The sequence below is a fragment of the Candidatus Nitrospira allomarina genome (assembly GCF_032050975.1).
GTDB lineage: Bacteria > Nitrospirota > Nitrospiria > Nitrospirales > UBA8639 > Nitrospira_E > Nitrospira_E allomarina.
Genome location: NZ_CP116967.1, coordinates 1,834,814 through 1,856,705, shown reverse-complemented (window position 1 = coordinate 1,856,705; position 21,892 = coordinate 1,834,814). Strand labels below are relative to the sequence as shown.

The 21,892-nt window shown below is 50.1% G+C and carries 13 protein-coding genes; 5 read left to right on the top strand and 8 right to left on the bottom strand.

The genetic code is table 11. The annotated features are described in order from the left end of the window. Positions 1-68: 68 nt before the first annotated feature. The 3 genes from PP769_RS08230 to PP769_RS08220 all read right to left on the bottom strand — a co-directional run bounded on the left by PP769_RS08230 (position 69) and on the right by PP769_RS08220 (position 7,383). Positions 69-869 carry a gasdermin gene (locus PP769_RS08230; protein ID WP_312646553.1) on the bottom strand — a complete coding sequence of 267 codons (801 nt, stop codon included), beginning with the start codon at positions 867-869 and terminating at the stop codon, positions 69-71. A 55-nt stretch (positions 870-924) separates the two neighbouring features. Then, on the bottom strand, positions 925-5,163 hold the full coding sequence (locus PP769_RS08225; RefSeq protein ID WP_312646552.1) for a P-loop domain-containing protein: 4,239 nt from the start codon (positions 5,161-5,163) through the stop codon (positions 925-927). 1,131 nt (positions 5,164-6,294) lie between these two features. Then, a complete protein-coding gene (locus PP769_RS08220) occupies positions 6,295-7,383 on the bottom strand; it encodes a class I SAM-dependent methyltransferase (RefSeq protein ID WP_312646551.1) in 1,089 nt (362 codons plus the stop codon). Between the two features lie 833 nt (positions 7,384-8,216). Between PP769_RS08220 and PP769_RS08215 the strand changes: the two genes are divergently transcribed. The 4 genes from PP769_RS08215 (at position 8,217) to PP769_RS08200 (ending at position 11,874) form a co-directional block, all read left to right on the top strand. Beyond that, on the top strand, positions 8,217-8,384 hold the full coding sequence (locus PP769_RS08215; RefSeq protein WP_312646550.1) for a hypothetical protein: 168 nt from the start codon (positions 8,217-8,219) through the stop codon (positions 8,382-8,384). Positions 8,385-8,606: 222 nt separating this feature from the next. Beyond that, positions 8,607-8,927 carry a hypothetical protein gene (locus PP769_RS08210; protein WP_312646549.1) on the top strand — a complete coding sequence of 107 codons (321 nt, stop codon included), beginning with the start codon at positions 8,607-8,609 and terminating at the stop codon, positions 8,925-8,927. Positions 8,928-9,510: 583 nt separating this feature from the next. Beyond that, positions 9,511-10,728 carry an endonuclease/exonuclease/phosphatase family protein gene (locus PP769_RS08205; protein WP_312646548.1) on the top strand — a complete coding sequence of 406 codons (1,218 nt, stop codon included), beginning with the start codon at positions 9,511-9,513 and terminating at the stop codon, positions 10,726-10,728. A 393-nt stretch (positions 10,729-11,121) separates the two neighbouring features. Then, positions 11,122-11,874: a hypothetical protein gene (locus PP769_RS08200; RefSeq protein WP_312646547.1), complete on the top strand. Its 753-nt coding sequence runs from the start codon at positions 11,122-11,124 to the stop codon at positions 11,872-11,874. A gap of 183 nt (positions 11,875-12,057) precedes the next feature. Here the strand turns inward: PP769_RS08200 and PP769_RS08195 are convergent, their stop codons facing one another. After that, positions 12,058-12,795, bottom strand: coding sequence for a hypothetical protein (locus tag PP769_RS08195; RefSeq protein ID WP_312646546.1), 738 nt, complete (start codon positions 12,793-12,795; stop codon positions 12,058-12,060). Positions 12,796-13,005: 210 nt separating this feature from the next. Between PP769_RS08195 and PP769_RS08190 the strand changes: the two genes are divergently transcribed. Continuing rightward, positions 13,006-13,230 (top strand): hypothetical protein, encoded by a 225-nt coding sequence (locus tag PP769_RS08190; RefSeq protein WP_312646544.1) that lies wholly within the window; start codon positions 13,006-13,008, stop codon positions 13,228-13,230. Positions 13,231-13,387: 157 nt separating this feature from the next. On the opposite strand, the gene PP769_RS08185 is transcribed toward PP769_RS08190, so the two are convergent. The 4 genes from PP769_RS08185 to PP769_RS08170 all read right to left on the bottom strand — a co-directional run bounded on the left by PP769_RS08185 (position 13,388) and on the right by PP769_RS08170 (position 21,865). Next, complete coding sequence (locus PP769_RS08185; protein WP_312646543.1) at positions 13,388-15,880, bottom strand: carbohydrate-binding protein; 2,493 nt, start codon at positions 15,878-15,880, stop codon at positions 13,388-13,390. A gap of 360 nt (positions 15,881-16,240) precedes the next feature. Further along, the gene (locus PP769_RS08180; protein ID WP_312646542.1) at positions 16,241-19,336 is read right to left on the bottom strand and encodes a discoidin domain-containing protein; all 3,096 of its coding nucleotides are present in this window, start codon (positions 19,334-19,336) and stop codon (positions 16,241-16,243) included. A 23-nt stretch (positions 19,337-19,359) separates the two neighbouring features. Then, positions 19,360-20,484: an ABC transporter ATP-binding protein gene (locus PP769_RS08175; protein ID WP_312646541.1), complete on the bottom strand. Its 1,125-nt coding sequence runs from the start codon at positions 20,482-20,484 to the stop codon at positions 19,360-19,362. A gap of 1 nt (position 20,485) precedes the next feature. Continuing rightward, positions 20,486-21,865, bottom strand: coding sequence for a GH1 family beta-glucosidase (locus PP769_RS08170; protein ID WP_312646539.1), 1,380 nt, complete (start codon positions 21,863-21,865; stop codon positions 20,486-20,488). Positions 21,866-21,892 lie beyond the last annotated feature (27 nt).

Below are 21,892 nucleotides of genomic sequence, written 5' to 3'. Positions count from 1 at the left end.
TCGAATTCTATATGCGATAGACACGCCCCCACTAAAACGTGTCCTGATTGCCCTTCTCCCACCTACATTTAATCATGAACGCGGAAAAATACGCCCTCGTCAAGCGAGAGGTAGTTTGGTGCAATGCTTCCTGCATCTTTCGCAGCCATCTGCCCACTATCGAGTGGATTGATCGCTGTGTAGGTCTTGGTTGCATCGTTGTAGATCAGCTGTACGGCCTGAAACCCAAAAACGACTGATGTGCTCCCCTTGTAAGAGACAATCCCTTCGTTGGCCTTAGAAGTGTCGACTCTCAGGCTGCCACTGGCCACCTGTTGGATAACCGGAATATCGAGGGTCGTTTCAGCTTGATTATCCGCCTTGGCCATAATGGTGAATGTAGTAGTTTTGATGGTGGAATTGATGACGTAGACCTTGTCGTCGATCAAAGCATTTGTCACGCTCCTCTGATCTGCCTTGATCGAAGCCGTGGTTAAGTATTGGTCGAGCAGATTGATGTCAGCGTGATCCTCCATCACGTTCTCAAACTTGAAGACCAAGCTCTTGGCCCGGTTGAATCCGGCACTCGCACTGAGTTTTGATCCTCCCAAGGCAGCGATAATGTTACCAAGGATATTGAGTCCTATTTCGAGTTTCGTCGAGCTGCTTTCCTTGCCAGAGATCTCGAGTGGTGCGGCATTATCGACACTGATGTCTGGCAATGGATTATTGCCGGTCAACATGATGTCTCGCAATTCGCCAGACCGTTGCAGGTCTTTCTTTCCCGCATGAATGAGAGTTTGAAGCGGTCTCATGTCGGACCGTGGAAGTCGAACAACGCAATACCCATGGTCTTTGAGATACGTAATAGACTGATCTGGTCGGGACATTTGAAACCTCCTTACCTAGTGAAACCCAGGGATCTATCGTCTCAATTATAGGATTTCAAGTTGCCAGTATCTCACGAACCTGCTTTGCTACAGCATCCAACTCTTCGACCCTGGTAGTAGGTCGGACGTCACGGAGAAAGGCAACGAGCAAGCCAATCAGTTTAAGAAAAGTCATTCGACTACCGATGGCCAGGCTACTTATTAAATAGGCTATATTCGCGTTTGACCAAAGATTTTGTTTCCGCCCATGAGTTAACAGAGCTTCAAACGCGTTTTTCCGACAAGACTCATCCTCAAGTGCATCGGCAGCTTCTACTAGCGAGGAGGCTTTCTCTGGACCATCATCTACTGTATAGGATAAGCAATTTTCTATGACCTCCTCTAATGCTATCCCTTTTATAATTTTATCACCAATAAGCCTGACGACGTTTAGAGCCTCATACCAACTGATGCGCGCTACGGTACAGGCAACAACCTTTAAGGCCTTTGCCAAACGATATTCTTTTCTTAGATTTCCCTCGGAGGGGAATGCCTCATGAGCGGCCTCAATTGCTCTAGCAACACTGACCGCAAGAAAAGCTTGGAGGATAAATACAATTGCCTCCTGAGAAGACGGTGAATCCTCAGTCGAAAGTGTTTCTTTCCAAAGGACCATAGCTCGCTCAGGATCTTTTTTCGCTATGATCTTTAAAGCATCCCTAAGCAAATATTCCCGAAAGAAATCATCGCTTTCTGAGTTGCACCCGAGTTCCCGGATTACCTGCTCGGGAACAATCCGTGCACGCCAAAATCTAGAAACTTCTGCGGCCAAATATTCATCCTTAGAAGCAATTTCTTTTTCTACAATTGGTATATTATCTGAGCCGACCACTAGAAATGCTGCTAGCAACACACGAAGTTGATGACCCTTCTTTGCCTCCAAAAACTCATAGTCAAGAAGATGATTTACCAACCGGCCGGCGTCTTTTTGGGGCATAGTCTGCCACCACACCTTCATAACTGTAGACAATCGCTCAAGATCAATGTCAGATCTTCGGGCCAGCTGAAGTAACAATTCAGGATCCAGCCCCTGTGATTCAAGGAGAACTGTATCGATAAGACTTGAGGTCCTAATCAAGCCGAAATAAGGATCCCTTATACTCCGATGATTCAATTCGGACATAGCTACTAATTGACAAACGACCTGGTTTAATAGGACCAATTGTTTGTCCTCCCCTACTCGCTTTGCGATCTCGAGTAAATATTTCGACCGCCTTATAGGATCCTCTAAAGAATTAGCATGCAGTTCTGCCGTTTCCTGGTCGATGTCTAAGCACGCGAGAGTCTTTTGAGCACATTGGTCATCTGCTGAACCCTTGTCTTGTAGATCGGCCCCCAAAACATTGTTGACTGCACCATATGCCACACAAAAATTAGCCGTCTCTGTATATCGCGGTATTCGGTCAAGTAATTGTTTCAATTCCGAGGTGTGTTTAGATGACAAATGTTCACTAAGTTGACCGATCAACAATAGCCTTGTCGAGTGATACCGTGACTCACAAAAATCGATTAAACGAAGAGCTTGGATAAAGCTCTGAGAAGCAAGGACTTGAAGAGCAGCAACATAAGAATGATGATCGGCCAACCAAGGTCTCCCTTGAAAATTTTCCAATATTGAATTAACGCCATAACTCGCGACACCTGCTACAAATCCGTGACCGGCAAAAGAGGCATCTCGGGTCCGATGCTTTTTAACCCATTCTAAAAACTCCAATGCCTGGGCAATATCCAATGTGGCAAGCCAGCGAGCTATAAATTCTGCGGCAGATTCTTGGTTCCGAAATGTGTCGCCATCTCGATAAACTTTTGCCATCTCAAGAGCGAGATCGAGCAAAATCTTCTGTGCAATTGAGTTCTTTGCCAAGCGTGTTAGCTCAAGACGTGAGATGACATCAATTAGCACATCGGCGAAAGAACTCAAATCCTCCCTCTTTAAGTCTATCCCTGCAGTAATTTCGTGAATTTCTCCTATCGGTGTGAAGACAAGGGCATTCGCGACCGCTAACGCCCCAAGCGGGGGCTTATGCTCAAGTGAATCCAGGCAGTCATACAGTTGTGGAGCCCCTGAGCGTGCAAGAGGAGCAGCTATTAAAATGCGAGTGCAACATAAATCGTGAGCAGCCTCTATATTCTGCACTAATCCCCACCCAACAGCAGGATCAGACTCCGCAATTAAGCAAGCAAGTTTGCCAAGTACGCTATGCCTATCTCGGGTAAATCGTACTCCTCCTATATCTTCATCGTAAGAATCCATAGTCTCAATTAATTGCCGAGCTTTTTCGAGATCCCGGCTAGCAAGTTGGAGCGCTATGGCTTCTATCTGGGGGCCTGATTTACGCGCGCGCTCAATGGCAATTGCCAGACAGTCATCATGGCGTGCCAACGCCGCACAAGTGTCAGCCGAAAGTGTTACGTCAGTTGGTATCCCTTCCAGGAGTTCCGCAGCGAGGCGCGGATTTTCGAGCGCTACACGACCTACTACAGCATCAGCGAGGTGCCATTTTTCCCACTTGTCTTTAAAGGAACTGACAATCTCCATCGCCTCTGAAACTCGGTCCTGTTCTGCTAACGCGAGAGCCATTTGTTTTTGGGCTTCAACTGCCTCCTCAGAGAATGTATCACTGCTCTTGTCCAATTCAGTGCTTAGTACCCTTGCACGATCAACCTGTCCAAGCTTGACGTAAATTGGTATGAGCGACGGTGCAATCTGCTGGGCTAAACGGTCTCGGAAGCCCACAAAGAGCCAGGCCAGCTCCATGAGAAGTGTTGGTGAGGCCAAGACTTTAGAGCCATTCAAAGCAATTCGAAGATCATCGAGGATTGCAATAATGTCGCGGCGTTTAAGTTTCGATGGCAAAAATCCAGAATTAAGTAACCCTGTCAATTCATCATCGATTGAACTGTAAGCCTCGAAGAGATGATGGATTAGAAAGTCAAGGACATAGTCGTCAACTCTACTCCAGTCAACCGCTGCCCATTTCGGATTGCTGCCTTTGCAATATGCAATGATTCTCTGGTGCTGCTCATTTTCTTCGCACCAGAAGACATCGGAGATATCCTTATCTAGGAGAAAGTCAGCAAAAGAGCGATGGTAGATCCCCCAGGTTTGAGAGGTTCGTGGTTGATGTTCATTCGTGTCTAGCAACTCTCGGATCCTTGCCAGCCGGACCCGAATAGCGCTCTCCGACGTCCCGGCAATACTCGCTAGTTGTTTCTCATTGAGAGCTTCCTGGGAAATTGCTAGAGGGCCTAGAATGGGTTTGTACTGTGTGTCCCATTCTTGAAGATCAGAGAAAATTCGACGTAGAAACGCTTGATATAATTCCGGCAAGGTATTGGGAAGAGAAGTGAGGGATTGAAGGTTGATCTCTCCGTCCGATTGCCGAAGCATGGGAAGCATATAGGTCACGTACAAGAAGTTACCATCTGCTCTTGTAGCTACTTCACGTGCAAAATCTTCTGGCGAGAGGTCCTTCGTCAGACGTTTAACGACATCTTGAGAGTTGTTTAGTTGCTTCAAGAAGAGATATGTAATCTCCTTATCTCTATCTTTTTTGGGATATTCTTTATTCAAGGTGTAGAGCCGGGTATCGCCAACGGCGAGGCGACATTTTATGGCGTCGATCGGGCGAGTGGTCACGATGAATCTGACTTGTCCAGGTAGGCCCTCCATTCTTGCTAGAAGATCCAGGATACTAACATTGCCTCGGTACAGGGTTGCTTCATCGAGGGCATCGATCATTATCAACCAAGTTTTAGAATTATTGGCTCGTGCCGCCTCCGCAAGAGGCTTCTGGATCCCATACAAGAATCCATCTTCTGGAGAAATGTCCCCAAGTGTGATCTCAACACCGGTCGCAACACCATGCAGCTCCCTTATCTGCTGTGAAACGTTGATAGATATTTCCCTACGCTGTTGTACCTGATGAAGAAGCGCCTCCTTGAACGATGAGCATGCGGCTAGCTGCTCCGAAATGGACTCGACAAAATGATGCGGATTAATGGAAGCCCCGTCATTTGCATTGCAGAAATACGCTGCGTCTAGTGTACAGTTGTTGCCTTGCGGCCTCAGGGCGTTCTCCTTGCTATAGATTGGTGAGACCTGACCCGCGAGGATTTTGGCGAGTACTGATTTGCCAGAGCCAGGCAACCCTTCTATGAGGAAGACCCGTTTGCCAACTGATGAAGACAGCCATTCATCGATTTCTTCGAAGACACGAGGGCGGTCAACGACATATTCCGGAGTTCGTTTCACTCTTGGATCTCCCCTGCAGACACAATCTACTTACGCCAAATTTGGCTCAAATCACACCTGGAGCTGTAAACCTAAATCCTGATAGATCAATGAAATATCGCCCAGGGAATTATCTCTCCTGCATTTAATTTACATCAATTTGACGGCACCTACTTTGTTTACTGAACTTTCCATTCTCAATATTTCATTCCTGCTTTATTTCCTAGAAAATATAGAGTAGAAAAATTTCTAAAATAAATCTAGTTAATTCTTATATTTACTATTGCAGAAAAAAATGACACTATTTGTAAAATTCATAAAATAAAAATCCTTATTGGAGTTCATCAAATTATTCCTGCAAAAGTTTCCAATTCCCTGTTAATTCCCTGTTCTTGAATCTGAACGGAGAAAGGCAAACCGCTGAACACCCTATTACCATTAAGTGTGGGACTATTTCAGTCAAGAATACGCCGTTATAAGAGAATAATTTCCCTGTATTTTCCCTGTTTAAGACAGAAAGAATAATTGAAAGATACTGACTACTTGGGAGGAGACAAGTCAGGGATAATTGCTGGATCTAATAGATAGGGTTAGATAACATGAGAGAGAATTACGCTACTGATTGCGCACACCGCCAGCACAGCAGGAGCCCACTTAGTCAAAGTGGAGCACAAAGATTCTTCAACACGGCAAAGACAGAGGGTGGGGTTTGAACAGGGGTTTTGAAGGGGATATTTTCCCTTCATGGGGTGACCGGAGCCATGCCAAGGCCCGAGGGGGGCATGGCCCCCTAGTGGGAGTGCGGGACTAACCAGACCCGCACGACTTCAAATTCCCACCCTCTCCGCCAACCAGTGTAGACCAAAATCAGCTCCTCCCCGTAATTCAGAATTACTCCTGACACGTCCGCGAGGTAGACTCCCTTGGAGCCAAGATCAAGACACTCTCTCCCCATCATCCCCTTCTACTTATTCCCCCTTTTTTCATCTAGATTTCTCTGTTGGTTTTTTAGCCGTTCCACTGCGCATGTTGTGTGGGACCGAGGGAGCCCGTGGCTAGATTGCCCTTTCGGTAACATTATTCTTAGAGAAAACGGATTGGTTGGTCGTTGGGTATCGGCTTTGTTATACAGCGCGGTCAGCCTAACCCGTGTTAAATTGACAGTACCCGCGTCAGCAATACACCCAGAGAAATGAAATGAAACTCGTAACGCTCGGGATCGGCCGCGAATCGCTTTGTCATTCGGGCGTACAGCTCGTCGATGAGCTGCGGCCGATCCGGGGTGTTGGGCAAGCCGGACGTTACAACAGGTTCCGAGAACGCCCGAATGAACCCGGCGTAGCTTTCCGCCCAAGCGCGCGGGTCCCCACTGCGGGCGAATTCCTCGTTGAAGGGGACTCGGCAATCCCGGGCCTCGGCCTTCTCGACGCGGAATGCCGGCGGCTCCCCGTTTTCTCCGGTCGGCGGCAACAACTCCGGAAGCGATCGATAGTAGACGGGGAAGACGAAATTCTCGTAGACGTCGCGCCTCAGGCGACCCTCCTCCACCATGTCAAGCATCGCATCGCTTATACCGTCAATAATTCCATTTGCGGTGTCGTGTTCGTCATTGCGTCCGAAGACTTGAACGAGTAGCTTTCCGCCGGGCTTCAACTCCGCGGCACGAGCCCGATAGAAACTCAGGATGTCTTCATGGGCTTGTTTAGTAAAAGCCGCTCTTTCCTCCGGGCTCACAGATACGCCCTCGCGAAACGCACGCTGCGCCGGTGGGGAAGGGGAGATAAACCGCGGCAGGCGTGTCTGGGGTAAGGCGGACATCCAGCCTACCGCATTGAAGGTCGTCGCGATGTCAAGGCTCGACGCCGGAACGACCCGCTCGAAAAGCGAACCGCCGACGGCAGCGGGATAGATGCCGGCAATGCGACTCGAGGATGTCGCATCGGGAAAAAGATTGGCGAAGAGTTGATTGAAGTCGTTCGTCGGCAAATCATCGAAGAACGTCCATATGTCGGCCGAGGTGCGTTCGCGCAACGCCTCGATGATCGCCCCTATCGCATGAATCGCGTTGGCGCCTTCCGACGAACCGAGGTCAAGCAGCGCGATCGGCGTGCCGTTTTTCGGCAAGGGTAAACCGGCCATGGCGCCTACCACCCAGGGAAGGAACTCGTCCATCGCCGCGCGCTGCCCCGATGAGTGCGCATCGTAGAAGCCTCCCCCTCTCATACCAGTTGTGCTGGCCATGCTCAGGTCTCCTGCCCATCGTAGGGCATTGTTCATTAACGTGATGTGATCACATTGATAAGGGTTTTGTCTCACCCCTTACGCACACACTGATTCCCTTCAGACTCGAAAGGCCCGGCTTCGCATTAGACGATTATTGGCGGCCTGCATTTAAATGTGTCGGAGTTGCACAATAATATCCATTCTATCATCGTCTGAGTCCACGGCTCACCGCAAATAGTGTTGTTGTCCCTGAATGAAAAAACACATGTTATCGAGTTGGCAAGTACATCCGAACGACCTTGTCGTTTCTTGAGCTTGCCTACATAGACAGGGCAAAATTCATGACATTATGGGCGAAGGGCATAGCTGGCGATAAAGCATCGTTTAACTAGAAGCTCCTCCACATCCCGAAACCTCCGAAAAAAATCGATGGTACAGCCACATCACATGACGAATAATTTCGGTCGGAAACGATGCCGTTGAAGCCGGGCGTTTTGGAATTCATGCTCCGAGTGTGCCAAACATGCGTTAAATTGACAATACCTGCAAGAGCCCCTGAGTTTGAACACTACATCAGGCCGGTTCGGGGAGCGCGTTCGCCAAAGAAACTTGGATAATAGAAATATTTGCCTCATGGTATGACCTCGGCTATGCGAAGGTACGAGGGGGCATGGCCCCCTCGTGGGAGTGGGGGATGAGCCATGCCCTCACGAAATTAGATTCTCACACTCTCCATCAACCAATCCAATGCAGAGCTTCCCTCTCCGTACATCGCTGGCATATTCCTAACAAGTCCAGGGTAGGCCTCCTCAGGGTCACGATTGCCGCTCTCTCCAACAATTAGCCCTTAGATGGCCGTAAAAACTGAGACGTTGGCCCAACTGGGGGCCATGCTGACAACCATGGAGAAAAATACGGGGACAAAAGGGATCGGAATCAGTCTGATTCGTAATGAGAACGGCACTCTCACACTTTCTGAACTGGAGGTTGATAAGAAAACTTCTATGGTCGGGCAGTAATTATTGGCCATGCCGGATGATGTGCGGGAGGAGATTGCCACCCGGGAAAAGACCTTCAACGAGCCGCAGCGGGAACAGCAACGAGCGAAGGTATCAGAAACTTTCCTTTTATTACCTATTATGATGAATTGCCTTTATTTATGAATCTTGCCACGCTACCCCCTAATCCAAATAATCGGCCATTTGGGAACATTTTTTTCCCATTTACAGGAGGGCTACCGCATGCGAGCACTTATATTTTTTGTATGTCTCCTGGGTATGGCTGGGAGTACCTGGGCCCAATTCGGCGAAGATCCCTGGCGACCGGCTTCACAGCTTCACCCAACTCCCCCAAGGTCCTTCTATGATCAAACCCCTATCCCTTCTTCCCCAGCGTCGTCGCAAAACTTCGATGCGTGGTACCAACAACAGCGTATACAACAACGGCAACAACACGATCGTTACCAGCAGGAGGCTCTACAACATGACTTAAATCAAATGAACCGTCTGCGGACATATGATCGACTGCGTTGGGGCCCCCTGCAACCCTATTCCCCATATTAAGCTGTGGCGGAGGGACTCTTTCGCAACACTATTCCCCCCCTACCTGTAAAACCCGATTGGGGCTAACATGTTCCTGCTGCAGTGCTTAAGGTGGAAGTCGGGCGTGAGTCCCACGCGTAGCGCTGCAGGAGCCTCACGCCCAAAAGTCTACATCCTCATACTTCACGCCACGCATAGCCGTTCGACCAACACATTTTCGACCCATCTCCCTTTGCTGTCCATCTGGTACGGCCAACACATCACATTGGCGGAAAACCGAGGGCTCTGCCCTAACTTTGATCATAGGTGTTCACTCAGTTATTGACCGGATCCGAACGCGGTGGCTAAAAGATCCTTCTTGTCCAGCAAACTGTTCAGCTAATTCAGCCAATGTGCAGTCCTAGCAGATATTGGCCATGACCGCTTCACCTTGAAAGCGGGAAATTGATGCCCTCGTGTGCATGTTGCCATCCTCTGCTCCTTCCATTGAAAAAAACCCGGAAGATTATGTGAGGAACACTTGCTTTTTAATCTGAGGTAAGTAAAGTAGGGGCCGTTTAATTGGGGGAATTGGGTACCCTAGCTCCTCTGATGGATTAGTCATATGAATATAAGGTCGGGAAAAGAAAAGGAGTTGTGGAATATGGCCATACTAAAATGCGTAATGAGAGGGGTTTTCTTACTGAGCATTTTATTAACGGATTTCGGTTATGAAATTTCAAGGGCAGACGGTTTTATACCACGAGAAGAATGTTCTCCGGAACAATCGGAATCATCGATACCTGTGCCTTGTACTGTTCGATTTCTGTCTTACAATGTTCATGGAATTTCTCCGATCCTGAATTCCATTTATGTCGGTATACCTGTGAGAAATGATGATACCCGAAGTGGTTTGATGGCCTGGTTGCTCATGGATTATGACTTCATTTTGTTACAAGAGGATTTTGAATTTCACCGGCAAATTGTTCATGAATTCACCTATGAGCTCATAGAACAGGGAAACGGTCCACGGATAGCTTTGGCCCCATTATGGCTGGTCACCCTTCCCATTAAAATCGCCAATGTTGGTTTTCAGTTATTTGATAGTCCTGGCATTCCTTTCCGTGTCCCCTATGGGTCAGGGCTAACCATCGCTTCACCCTACTTTAAAGCTATGGAAGAGGGAGTCACACAGGTACCGCTTCCAGATTGTGAAGGATGGTTGGATAGGAAAAATGATTGCTGGTCGACCAAAGGGCTTCTTCGAGTCCCGGTTCGTCTTCCGAATGGTGCAGAATTTGACGTGTATAATACGCACCTGGATGCCGGGAGAGATGAGGAGGACCGAGCCGTTCGAAAAAAGCAAATTAAATTCCTTGCAAAATGTATCAAAAAATTATCGAAAGATCGGGCCTTCATTTTGGGAGGGGATTTTAATTCGCAATATGACCATGGGGGAAATGAGGCTTCAGGAAAAGACTATGAAATTTTAAAAGACTATCTCCTTGATGAGTTGGCCCTCAATGACAGCAATGCACGTCCAGAACCCAATGGCTACTGGAAAAATCGAGTGGACTACATTTTCTACCGAGGAGGTGAAGGAGCCAGGATTGAATTAATCGGCTCCGGAGGGGAAGATCAACGTTTCCGGCATCCTGTTAACCGAGGCAGACAATCTCCTAATTCCAATGAAAAGTATGGAGATTTTCTTAGCGACCACCCTGCCATTCGTGCGGAATTCAAAATCTTCCCCTCGCCACTCTCCGCTCATGCTTCACGGGATGGGGAAAAGGAATCGTGTGCAGAAAAACCAGTGAAGGAAAAGATGGAGATAGTTTGGTAAGACAGCTGTAGTCGACTTTTTCAGCTCGTTCATCATACGCAGTGAAATCGCTGGACACGATATCGCCATTTTTCCCAAAGACACCTAGGGTGAACCTCCCTGCTTCCTTTATTCGGCGACATTCATTCTCTGGCCAATAAGACAAATCCTGGCTATATTAAAAGAAATAGGCCGTTAAGGCGTATTTACAGCTCACTTGCTATGGGATTGCCTCGGCCCTGGCACGGAAAGCCGGTTTTAACCAATCCCCATCTGCCAGAAACGGTATTTGAAGAACAGCCTCAAGTAAATTCGTGAGGGCAAAGCAGAGAATAGGAAAGATTCCATGCCGAGTATTTTTCTTCATGAATCTCCCGGTGTGGAAAACCTAGCCCCTACTTGTGGAGGATTTGTATGGGGTTGTTAAAAAAACTACGGGGTATGTTTAATCGCAGAAAAACAATATCCACCAATCCCCTTTATGAAATTGTTCTGACCTTTTTACAAAAAGACATTCATAAATCACCTCATGAGTTCATGCAAAAGCTTTCTAAAGCATCCAAGGAAAAGATCCTTCAGGAAATTTACAAAGTGACAGAAACTCTATGGCAGGCTCCCGATAGGGTATTGGCCAACCGGGAAGGGTTGCTTGAGTCCATGTTGCACCAGGTGGATTGTGAAATATTCATGATTGGCCCCGGCCATAAACTAGCCGGTTTCGATGGTATTTCTGGCGAATTGAAAGACTTCCTGCCTGAATTTGCCCAAAAACGCATAGACACTGGCGAATTAGACTGGAAACAAAAAACAAGCCCTACAAAAGATGAAGCCTATAAGTTGGTGTGGGGCAAATGGGTGAGGGCCAATCAATATTGCAAAATATTTAACGAAATACGGGTTTATTTAAAGGATTATCATACCAATCAGGAGCGAGACTGGGTTTTTCCCCTTCACTGTGCCTCGGCGGCTTTTACAGAATATAATTTTCGCAAAGAATATGGCCTCACACAGATCATTGATAGTGCTCGAGCCTTACAATATGGTTCCTTTCTGGAAATCGTTTCTAAAGGCCACAAAGACCCCTTAGAAGAATGGGAAAAGACCTATAATGAATTATTCCCTCTCCATTCTTCGTCTTATGCTGAGTCCAGGAATGGGAAAAACTAGGCCAATAATATTCCCTCAGCTAAAAACAAATCACCAGCAAACAAATATCACTCCATTCACCTTCATCTGCTCCTCTTGCCGGTTCCTTCAAAATCTGCCTCATATCCATCTGATGAATAACGAAATCCCTTACAAAGCTTTTCAAACGGTAAGTCTATGGGTTGGGTTTATCAATAGGGTGGATTAACCACCACGTCGTGAAGGAGGGATTAGTTGACGGCGGGGGGCAGGTCGCGAAGGAGAGCGTTGGGGATCGGAAGTCACAATAATGTCACCTATAGAAAACTTTCCATTGACCCCATCATCGTTCGTCATATCTCCAAAGCCGATTCTGGGTATTCCCACCCAGTCATTTCGTTTCAAAGCAAGTTTTCCATCAACGTACACCTTGGCAAATCTTCCAACCTCAACCGTTAAAGTGTAGGTGTGAAAGGTATCAGTCGTGTCCATTTTAAACGTCCCTTTTTCGTCTCCCCATCCAATGGCATCCTCATCAAAAAAGATCATATGGCTTCGTGGTCCTTCGGCGAAGATCCCGTCAGAGATGTCGACAGAACCGTAAAACATAATGCCCGCATCAAGAAAATTATGCGGTTGCTCCACTTTGTGCACTTGCAAAGTAAACTCAATGGAGAATCCTGTTTCGAAGTCAAATGGAATATCTTTATAAAACCACATGTACGCTTTCCCTGGAAGCTGATCGATCGCTCTTAGGACTCCAATGGTGTTGAGCGTTACATGACTCCCGTTTGTCACCACGTTCAATGGAAGAACCGCGTTGGTGGAAACCTTCCAACGTTGCTGTTCCGGCAACTGGGAACCCCTCAAAACCGTCGTTTGTCCCGACTGCACTCCTCCACATCCTGTAAGGAGAAACATGGTGACGAGCGTCAATTGCATAGTGATTTTTTTAATTCGCATGCCAGACCCCTTTGCAAAAAGGCTCAGTAAAAAGGCAACGCTACCGGAAACAGCCCTATGGTTCTCTCTGGCTTTACATCAGGCCAGCGATGAACATGCCCTGTTATGACAAACTAACCAAAATCTCCCTATCCACTCTTGGCTTACGAAAATGAATTCTACTATAGATCGTCCAGATTAAACATGAACCATTTCCGATGGAGATATTCAGTGAAATATCCGACCCTCCTCCCAATCCATCCGCCTTTACTGGCTCGATACCCGCCTATTGGCCATCAGCAAAAGAATGCCCCTACGATTCTGCCTGAGATAACGGAATCAGGACCGGACAAGGGTATTGAACGAATTGTCGTTGGAAACGGAATGGTGGAACGGTATTTCAGAATGGACAGGATTAGCCGGGATACTCGGCGGAAGGCATGGCCAGACGATTGAAGAAGCAAAGGATGTTCCACCAACCAGCGGACCATGCACCCCCTGGCTGGTTACCTGATCACACGAACTAACTTCGCTTCATGCGCGAGTTCACCTTCGATGGCGGACACGGGTACCAGGGCAGAAATACCTGATAATCGATGGACCTTCGGAATTTCTACTGATTCGGATGTTTGGTTTGGCTGTGAATGACAAAATAGTCCAATTCCAAAGTTCCGGTATCCGATTGCACCTCCAATGTGATCGTATGGGAACCGGCAGACAGGGCCTGTGATAATTGCATTTCACGGGTCACCCCATAATCACCCAGGTTGCCCCCCACTTCCATCTCGATCGTCGCCTGGCGTCGGCCATCCACAGAGATATTGACCTTATCATCAGAGCCGTTGCCCTTGGTATATCGCAAGCGAAGGCTTGGATTCGTAATGTCTTCGGTCAGGTTCAACACATAGTTCGCTTCCCCCGTCCCTCGTATCGTTTGTCCCCCGGACGCCGTCTTGCGAGGTGATTTCAACAGGGTACCCGAGCGATAGTCTTCAGCCTGCCGGGTTACAAGGTAGCCTAATGGTCGCAATACATCAATTGTGAAAATCGGACTCGAGGTATTGTGCCGTGAATAAGCCGGCCGGTCAAAACTCCAGGAATCCCCTGGGATCATTGTCCATTCCTCATGCGTCGGATCGATCGTGTACGTCTGCACATCACCGGAAGAGGATGCGGCCCGGATACGGGAGATATCGCTATTATCATTGGCCACCCACATGGAACGCATGGTGACAAACGGCGCGGTGAGGGTGTCATACGTTACATCCGTTACCCGAACCGTCGTCTTCCCCGGTTCGGCTTGGAGCTGCAATACCGCGGACGATCCGTTTTTATATTGCACATTGATGGACATCGTGTGCGGATCGATATCCAGCCTCTCAATCGGAGTGAACGGAAACAAGGAGTCCTCTGACGCCGGCCCGATAATCATCGAGGATCCGAAACAAACCCGCTCCTCCCGTCCCACCGGGGGTTGCGTGATAATCCTTGCATATCCATTAGCATAGAGCACGAATATTTGCGGGGGGGCATGAGCATCATCCGTCCGTTTAAGGAACTGGATAAAATCGTGGTCCGGCTCCGACTGCCCACCCACAATATTGACGGCCATCCCCGATTCATAAGGCCACCCGGACACATCCATGACTCGAACCGCTACATCGCCGTCATTATAGATGTCCTTACCGTCGAGATCCGCGATGTCCACAAAACCCGAAGTCACCAAACTCGCATACTGCACAGCGGCACCGGATGCAATGACCTGAGGGGTATCCCACCGTGGCGCGGTCGCCTTTGTCTTTGCGAGAAATTTTAGACTCTGGTTGTCTGCATCATAATAGGCAATATTCGGATAGCCTCGTGCCGTCACCCCCAGCGAGGCAAACCGGCCAACATCTCCCACCGCATCAAGAACGATCCCCGCCGGCCATGTTTCGGCGTCAGCTTCTTTGTGCAGGTATTTTAAATCCTTATTCGTGGCATCATAATATGCCACATGCAGCGCCCCATCAGGACCAAACGCCGTGGACGTATATTGCCCGACATCTCCCGACGCATCCAACACGACCGGAGTCGACCATCCCCGTGCATCCTGATAGATGTATTTTAAATGTCCGTTGCTCGCATCGTAATACGTGATATGCGGATAATGCCCTTCATAGGCCCCGTTCATTTTCTCTGTCCAACCCTCATAGTACACGCTCATTGAGGGGTAGGTACCCACATCCCCGGCGGCATCCAGGACCACGGGCGCCGACCACCCATGCGCGTCATCGTTGGTGACATATTTTAAATCTTTCGTGTCCGCATCGTAATACACCACATGCAGGCTGCCCGTGGGACCTATCGCCATGACTGCATGCTTCCCGACATCGCCGTTTGAGTCCAGAATCGTTGGAGTCGCCCATCCGCCCACCATATCTGGATTGGGTTTATAGGTATATTTTAAATTCCCATGATCCGCATCGTAATACACGACGTGATGCCGCCTATCCCGACTAATACGCAGCGAGACGAATTTCCCGACATCGCCGGTGGAATCGACAATCTCCGGCTGACGCCACTGCCCCTTTTCATCCCGGACAATATACATGAGATTGTGTTTGAGCGCGTCATAATAGGCCATGGCCGGTGGTGCACCTAAGCCCACCCAATACCGGTCTGTCGGCGGGTACGCCAGCGACACATATTGTCCGACATTCGCATTGTCCGCGTCCGGCGTTTCAATGGGATACCAATAGAAGCCGGGCGACTGCCAGACAAATTTCAAGGTCCGTTGCGCCGCATCGTAATAAGCGATCTGCGCCGTTGGCCGCATATCCCACGCCTGTTCGCAGTTGGTGAGATCCCCAATACAGAGATCCTTCTGCCCGCGTTGGAGGGGATAATAAGTGGGAAAGGACGCGGTGATTTGATAGTCGGACACAAAACCGCCATAGATCGGAATATTCACATTGTCCTCTTCCGCACACTGTGACGGAAAGCTCATATTCTTGGCGTGACGCACGGTGGTGGCTCCCGCAGCATGAATGGTTTGCAGGCCCACCACCACACACAGCATCCCGATAATCGCCAGATTTTTTGTCTTACACGTACGCCAAGCCATAACCATCAAGCGATCTCCTCACGTCTCATTATGAATGTGAATGTGCACGTTGACCGGGTGTTGACAGACGGGTGTGACCCACACCCACCGGGCTCCCACAATTTTCATTTTCCATTGTCATGCGGCGGCAGGATTCTTCCACAATTTAATATATTCTTATACGACCAGGAACATGGACCCCGATGGCTGGTGAACGACAAACTACAAAGGAGAGTCCTGAAAAAGCAGGTCCTGAGCCATGACAAACCTCCGCCAAAAGTCAGGAAAATACCTTCATGACAGGGGGCATAATCTACAGCCTTTTATCCCATCCCTTACGCCTCACGCCTTACCCTTGACTCCTTACACCAAAACCACAATTTACCATTTGGCCATCAGCGTGAACGTATTGCCTGACAACCAGATACCGTGATCATCCACACGGGAGCTGTCATCGCCCTCAACGACAACCTGCTTAGGCTTACCCTTCTTGTGGATTGGCCAGCGAACATAAATGGTTCTGTCCGTGAATTTTGGCATATCCACATCCAGAGTCAGTCTCTGGTCGTTGTCATCCCATTTCGCCTGCATCGTCAGGTTTCCGAAATGCGTGGGAAAATTCGAAAGGGCAATGCCATCGCCCACAAGCCATTCCCGTGGGGTACCAAACAGCAGGTTCAACGTTTTACTTTTGTCCTCTTCCATCACAATGAGGCCCCGGACAGAATTCACATATCCTGCCCCGACCCACGTATGTGGCATATCACCAATATACACACCCTTGCGACTGTCGGACAGCACAACTTCGGCAAACTCATTCCAATTGGCCGGACGCCTGCCCTTGAACAAAATTTCATGCAGGTCGAAAGCTTCCTTGCGATACCCCAGGGTCGCGAGAGCCAGAATATTCCGCACCTCGTAAGGCGTATAGGAATAGGGGGTCGAACCGGCATCCCGTTTTTTCACCATCCGGTCATAGCTCCGGAACGTCCGGTCCAGAATATCCGCGGGCAGAACGTGCCAGGCTTCCGTGGGAAACATGGCTATAGCAATAGAGGTCGGATCTGGAGTGCCTTTGTCCGCATCCACAGGGATATAGTCCAGCGACTTCCAGGCGATGGTTTTTGCAATGGACTCCCTGACGCTTGTGGTGAATTTTTTCGACTCCGTCCTCGCCCAGTCGGCCAAAAAATTCCGGCCTAGGATTTCCGCCATTTCAATCCCGTCCGCCCAACCGCGAATGGCCCAGAAATCATCCCAATAACTGTGCATCGGGGTAATGAACCCTTCATGACTGATAGACGGAGGCAGGATGCCCTTCAGCCGCTCTCCTGCCTCGAGATGGGCATAATGTTTCGGATCAAGCGTACGCTCCCGCAACGTGACAATGTACTTCATCGCCCGATGAACAGCATCAAAATGCTTTTCCAGGAAGTCTCTGTCACCCGTAAAACGATAGTATTCCATGATCGCATAGATAAACTGCCCCTGGCTGTCCCATTCGATATTCCTCCCCCAGCCGTCATACACCTCACCGCTGGTGAAGAGAATAGGAGGCACGAGACCGTCAGGCTCCACGCGTTCGGCATACCAGTTCAGAAAATCCCTGACCTCATCGAAAAAACCAAGCCGCATAAGCGTGGCGGAAATGATCGCCCCATCCCGCATCCAGGTCCGGTTGTAACTGCGCGCGCCTGGCTGGATAACCACGCCATCGTTGTTCAACAGGATATAGGCTATCTGCGACTTTACGGTATTGACGACGGCCTTATTGGCAAGCTCGAATCCCACACGGTTAAGCTTGTCGGTCCAGAAGGTCACATACTCCTTCCGCAACGTCTCGAAGTCCTCGGCCGTTTTCAGGTGGGTCAGGGTCTCATGCAAGGGTGCCGCAAACACAACCTCCCTGGATTCACCAGGTTTCAATTCGAATGCATAGGTCCAGGCTGCCGAAAGTAGGCCGGTCCCGGTCTTGTCCTCAATAGATTTGGCATCGCCATTGCCGTCTACACCCGCGCTCAGCATGACCCTGCCTCGCAGGTGGTTGGCAATATCCCCGTGAGCATATTGCGAGCCAAGAAAACTGTCGGCCGGCGACAGGGCCAAGTAGGTATTTTTGTCGTTAATCATGACCAGTTTTCCGGTTTCATGCACGTACCGGATCGAATGGATAGGCGACAATCCGCCATGTTGCCATTTGGGATTAATCTGGGCGGGCCTGATCGTCACGATGAGATCGCCCTTCCGTACGGTATCGGAACGATTTTCCAGCCGATGGCGCACATAAGTCATGCTGGCATCGACAGGACCGCTGGTAATGGCCTCGGACCTGAAATGCAGTCCATTCCCCGTCTCCCATTTCACAATAGGAGCCGGCAGGTACCCGTCCTGCAATTCCTGGTGTATGTTTGCCGCGACGGCAGCCGAATACAGATTGTCCCCCTCTTTGACATAGGGCATCAGCATGGGACCGTCGCGCCGGGATTCCAGATTGCCATACTCATCAAAGAGACTTTCCTCGCTATCTATGGGAAGGCCAACCAGAGTCCAATAGGTTTGATAGCCCCTGACATGTGGGGGATAATCACCGAAAGGAGCCCTCCGGGCATCAAATTGATACCGGATAAAAGGGGTGAACACTTCCTTGGGACCGCGCAATGAAATATCGCTAATCCCGAAACCGCCCCCGGCTTTAATAGGGTCGGACAACACAAGCCTGATGTAGCGTACCTCTGACGGATCTTGCGGAACAAAATCGGACTGCCCCTGTGATCCCGCCGAGACGGAGATAGAAGAGACCTCCTTCCATGCCTTTCCATCCAGCGAAATGGCCATATCGACCGAACCGGCATATTGATCCCCCCAATCAATACGCAATCCGGATATCGTCCTGGACCTGCGCAGGTCCAGAAGCAATTCTGCCCGATCCACCGCATCGCTTTTCCAGAGGGTATCCTTGCGTCCATCCATCAGAACCGAGGTGTCCCCTCCACCACCGGCAATCACGGAGATATCGACAATGTCGTCAGTCCCCTTAATATCAAATTCCCAAAGGGAATTCCCCCAGCTTGTCGCCCTCTCCCGTGTATCCAGCCGGACATACCTCGCGGAAACGGGCCGGATAAAAATATCATCCATCTGCCCGTCGCCCTCGTCGTTAATATACACCGTCGACCACACCTGGGCATCGGTCGATACCAGAAGGTTGTATTTGCTCGAATACCCGTCCTCCCAATGCAGGGTAAAGCCGGTGATCTCAACAACCTTTCCAAGGTCAATGAGCGCCCATTCCTCATCCTTTGCCTGACTGGACCAGCGAGTCTCCATATTGCCATCCGCCAGATTCCCGGGTTTGAATTCATCGCTCTGGATCGAGGAGGCAGTCACCCGCCAGGTATCCTTTGGCGGAATATTGGATGTGGCCAGCGCGGCTGTCGCAGGCACCATCAGCAGGACCAGAATTAATAACAATGTCAACACACATCTCTTGAAAAAGGTCATCAGTGATCTCCCTGACTTGTCGTGAGGTTTCCGGAAGGTTTGTGCCGTAGTTCCATTCCGTCTTTCCCGAAAAGATGGCAGTGGTCTGCCGCAAGACATACCGTCAGCCGGTCGCCCTTCGCGAAACCGAACTCGCCGGATGCGCGGAATATCAGCAGGTCCTCGGCATCCGGTGTTTCCAGATAGACATAGGAATGGCTGCCGAGTGGCTCCACCAACTTGATCTGCGTCTCGACGAGGTTGTAATCACCCCCCGTCGCCAGATGCTCGGGACGAATGCCAAGCGTGACCGGAGTATCAGGGGGCAATGCTCCGGCAACGCCATTCACCTGGATCGTCGCTCCACTGTGAAGTCGGACACTTGTGGTATCCTGGCGGCGGTCGACCACGACCCCGGCCAGGAAATTCATGGCCGGCGATCCGATAAAGCCGGCAACAAAGCGGTTGGCAGGATACTTGTACAGTTCATTGGGGGAACCCGTCTGTTCAATACATCCATCCCGGAGTACCACGATCCGGTCCGCCAACGTCATGGCCTCAACCTGATCATGCGTGACATAGATGATGGTGGTCTCAAGCGTCTCGTGCAGTCGTGCAATCTCATGCCGCATCTTCACACGAAGAGAGGCATCCAGATTGGAAAGCGGTTCATCAAAGAGGAAAATTTTCGGGCGTCTGACTATCGCCCGGCCAATAGCCGTGCGCTGGCGCTGTCCACCGGAAAGCTCTTTCGGTTTCCGCTCAAGCAGCGCGGTCAGGCCGAGCGTCTCGGCAGCCGTGCGCACCGCCTGGTCAATTTCTGCGGCTGCCGCTCCGGCAATTTTCATCCCGAAGCTCATGTTGTCATAGACAGTCATATGCGGATACAGCGCATAGGACTGAAACACCATCGCAATACCGCGCTCGGAAGGTGGAAACCCCGAGACATCGGTCTCACCGATTGTGATAGTTCCCGTATCGATCTCTTCGAGGCCCGCAATGGTACGCAACAGCGTTGACTTGCCGCAACCCGAGGGACCGACAATCACCGCAAATTCGCCATCGGCGACATCGAGGTCAATTCCCGACAATACGTCCGTCTTGCCAAAACGTTTGTGAATGTTTCGCAGGGTCAGACTGGCCATGTTACGTATGCACGGAAAGAGGCAGAAAGGGTTCGTCCAGAACCGCACCATTGGTTTCGATAATTTTCGAATAATACCGGGCTGTATCCTTCGGCGTGCGCTCAAGAGTCTCAAAATCGACATGCACAATGCCGAATCGCTTGGCATACCCATAGGACCATTCATAGTTGTCCATCAGAGACCAGGCCATATATCCCCGCACATCAACGCCTTTTTCAATCGCGGTCCGGACCGCGCACAGATGCTGGTTCAGGTAGTGCATCCGCACCGGATCAATGACCCGTCCATGAATCGCTTTCGGCGGATCAAAGAAGGCCGAGCCATTCTCGGTGATATACAGCGGCATCTCACCATAACGATTCTTGAGCCAGAGGAGCGTGTCGGAAAGCCCGTCCGGATAGACCTCCCACCCGGTTTCCGTATAGGTCTTGTGGGGCTGGCGAACGGTCCTGGCCCTGACAGGCAAGCAGTCCGGGCCATCACCCGTCACGGCACGCGTGTAATAATTCAGCCCGACAAAATCGATCTTCTGACCAATAAGCTCGAAATCCCTGGCAGGCCATTCAGGCCAGGCGTCACCGAATATCTCCGCCATTTCCTCCGGATAGGATCCCAGGAGCGCGGGATCAAGAAACTGCCGGTTCATATACGCATCCGCCCGATTGGTTGCCGCCAGATCTTTGGGATCCTCCGATACCGGATACTTCGGCTCGATATTCACCACCAGGCCGATTTCATGAGCCCCGACCGCACGATAGGCCTGAACGGCCGCCCCATGAGCGCGCATCAGATGATGAGCGGCAACCGGCGCTTCATAGTGAGAAGAATGCCCAGGGGCCAGTAGGCCATGCAAATAGCCGCCATCCGTGACCACCCAGGGTTCATTGAGTGTGGTCCATTTTTTTACCCGCCCATCCAAACGCCGGTACATCGCTTCGCCATAATCGGCAAACCAATGCGCAATGTCCGGATTCAGCCATCCGCCAAGATCGTCCAATGCTGCGGGCAAATCCCAGTGATACAATGTCAGGAGCGGTTCGATCCCGGCCTCCAGAAGGCCGTCAACAAGTCTTTCGTAGAAATCCAGGCCCTTCTCATTCAGGCTTCCTTTGCCTTCAGGAAAAATACGCGCCCAGGCCACCGAAAACCGATAGGCCTGCAATCCCAGCTCCTTCATGAGGGCGATATCCTCGCGCCAACGATGATAATGATCGCAGGCGACGTCACCGGTATCGCCATTCAGAATATTTCCGGGCGTGTGAGCAAAACGCTGCCAGATGCTTGGACCTGCACCATCGGCCAGCGGTGCTCCCTCAATCTGGTAGGACGATGTGGCAGCACCCCAGAGAAACCCCTCGGGAAATGTCGCTTGTTTTTTCATCTACGTTTATCCTTTTTTCCTTCTCGG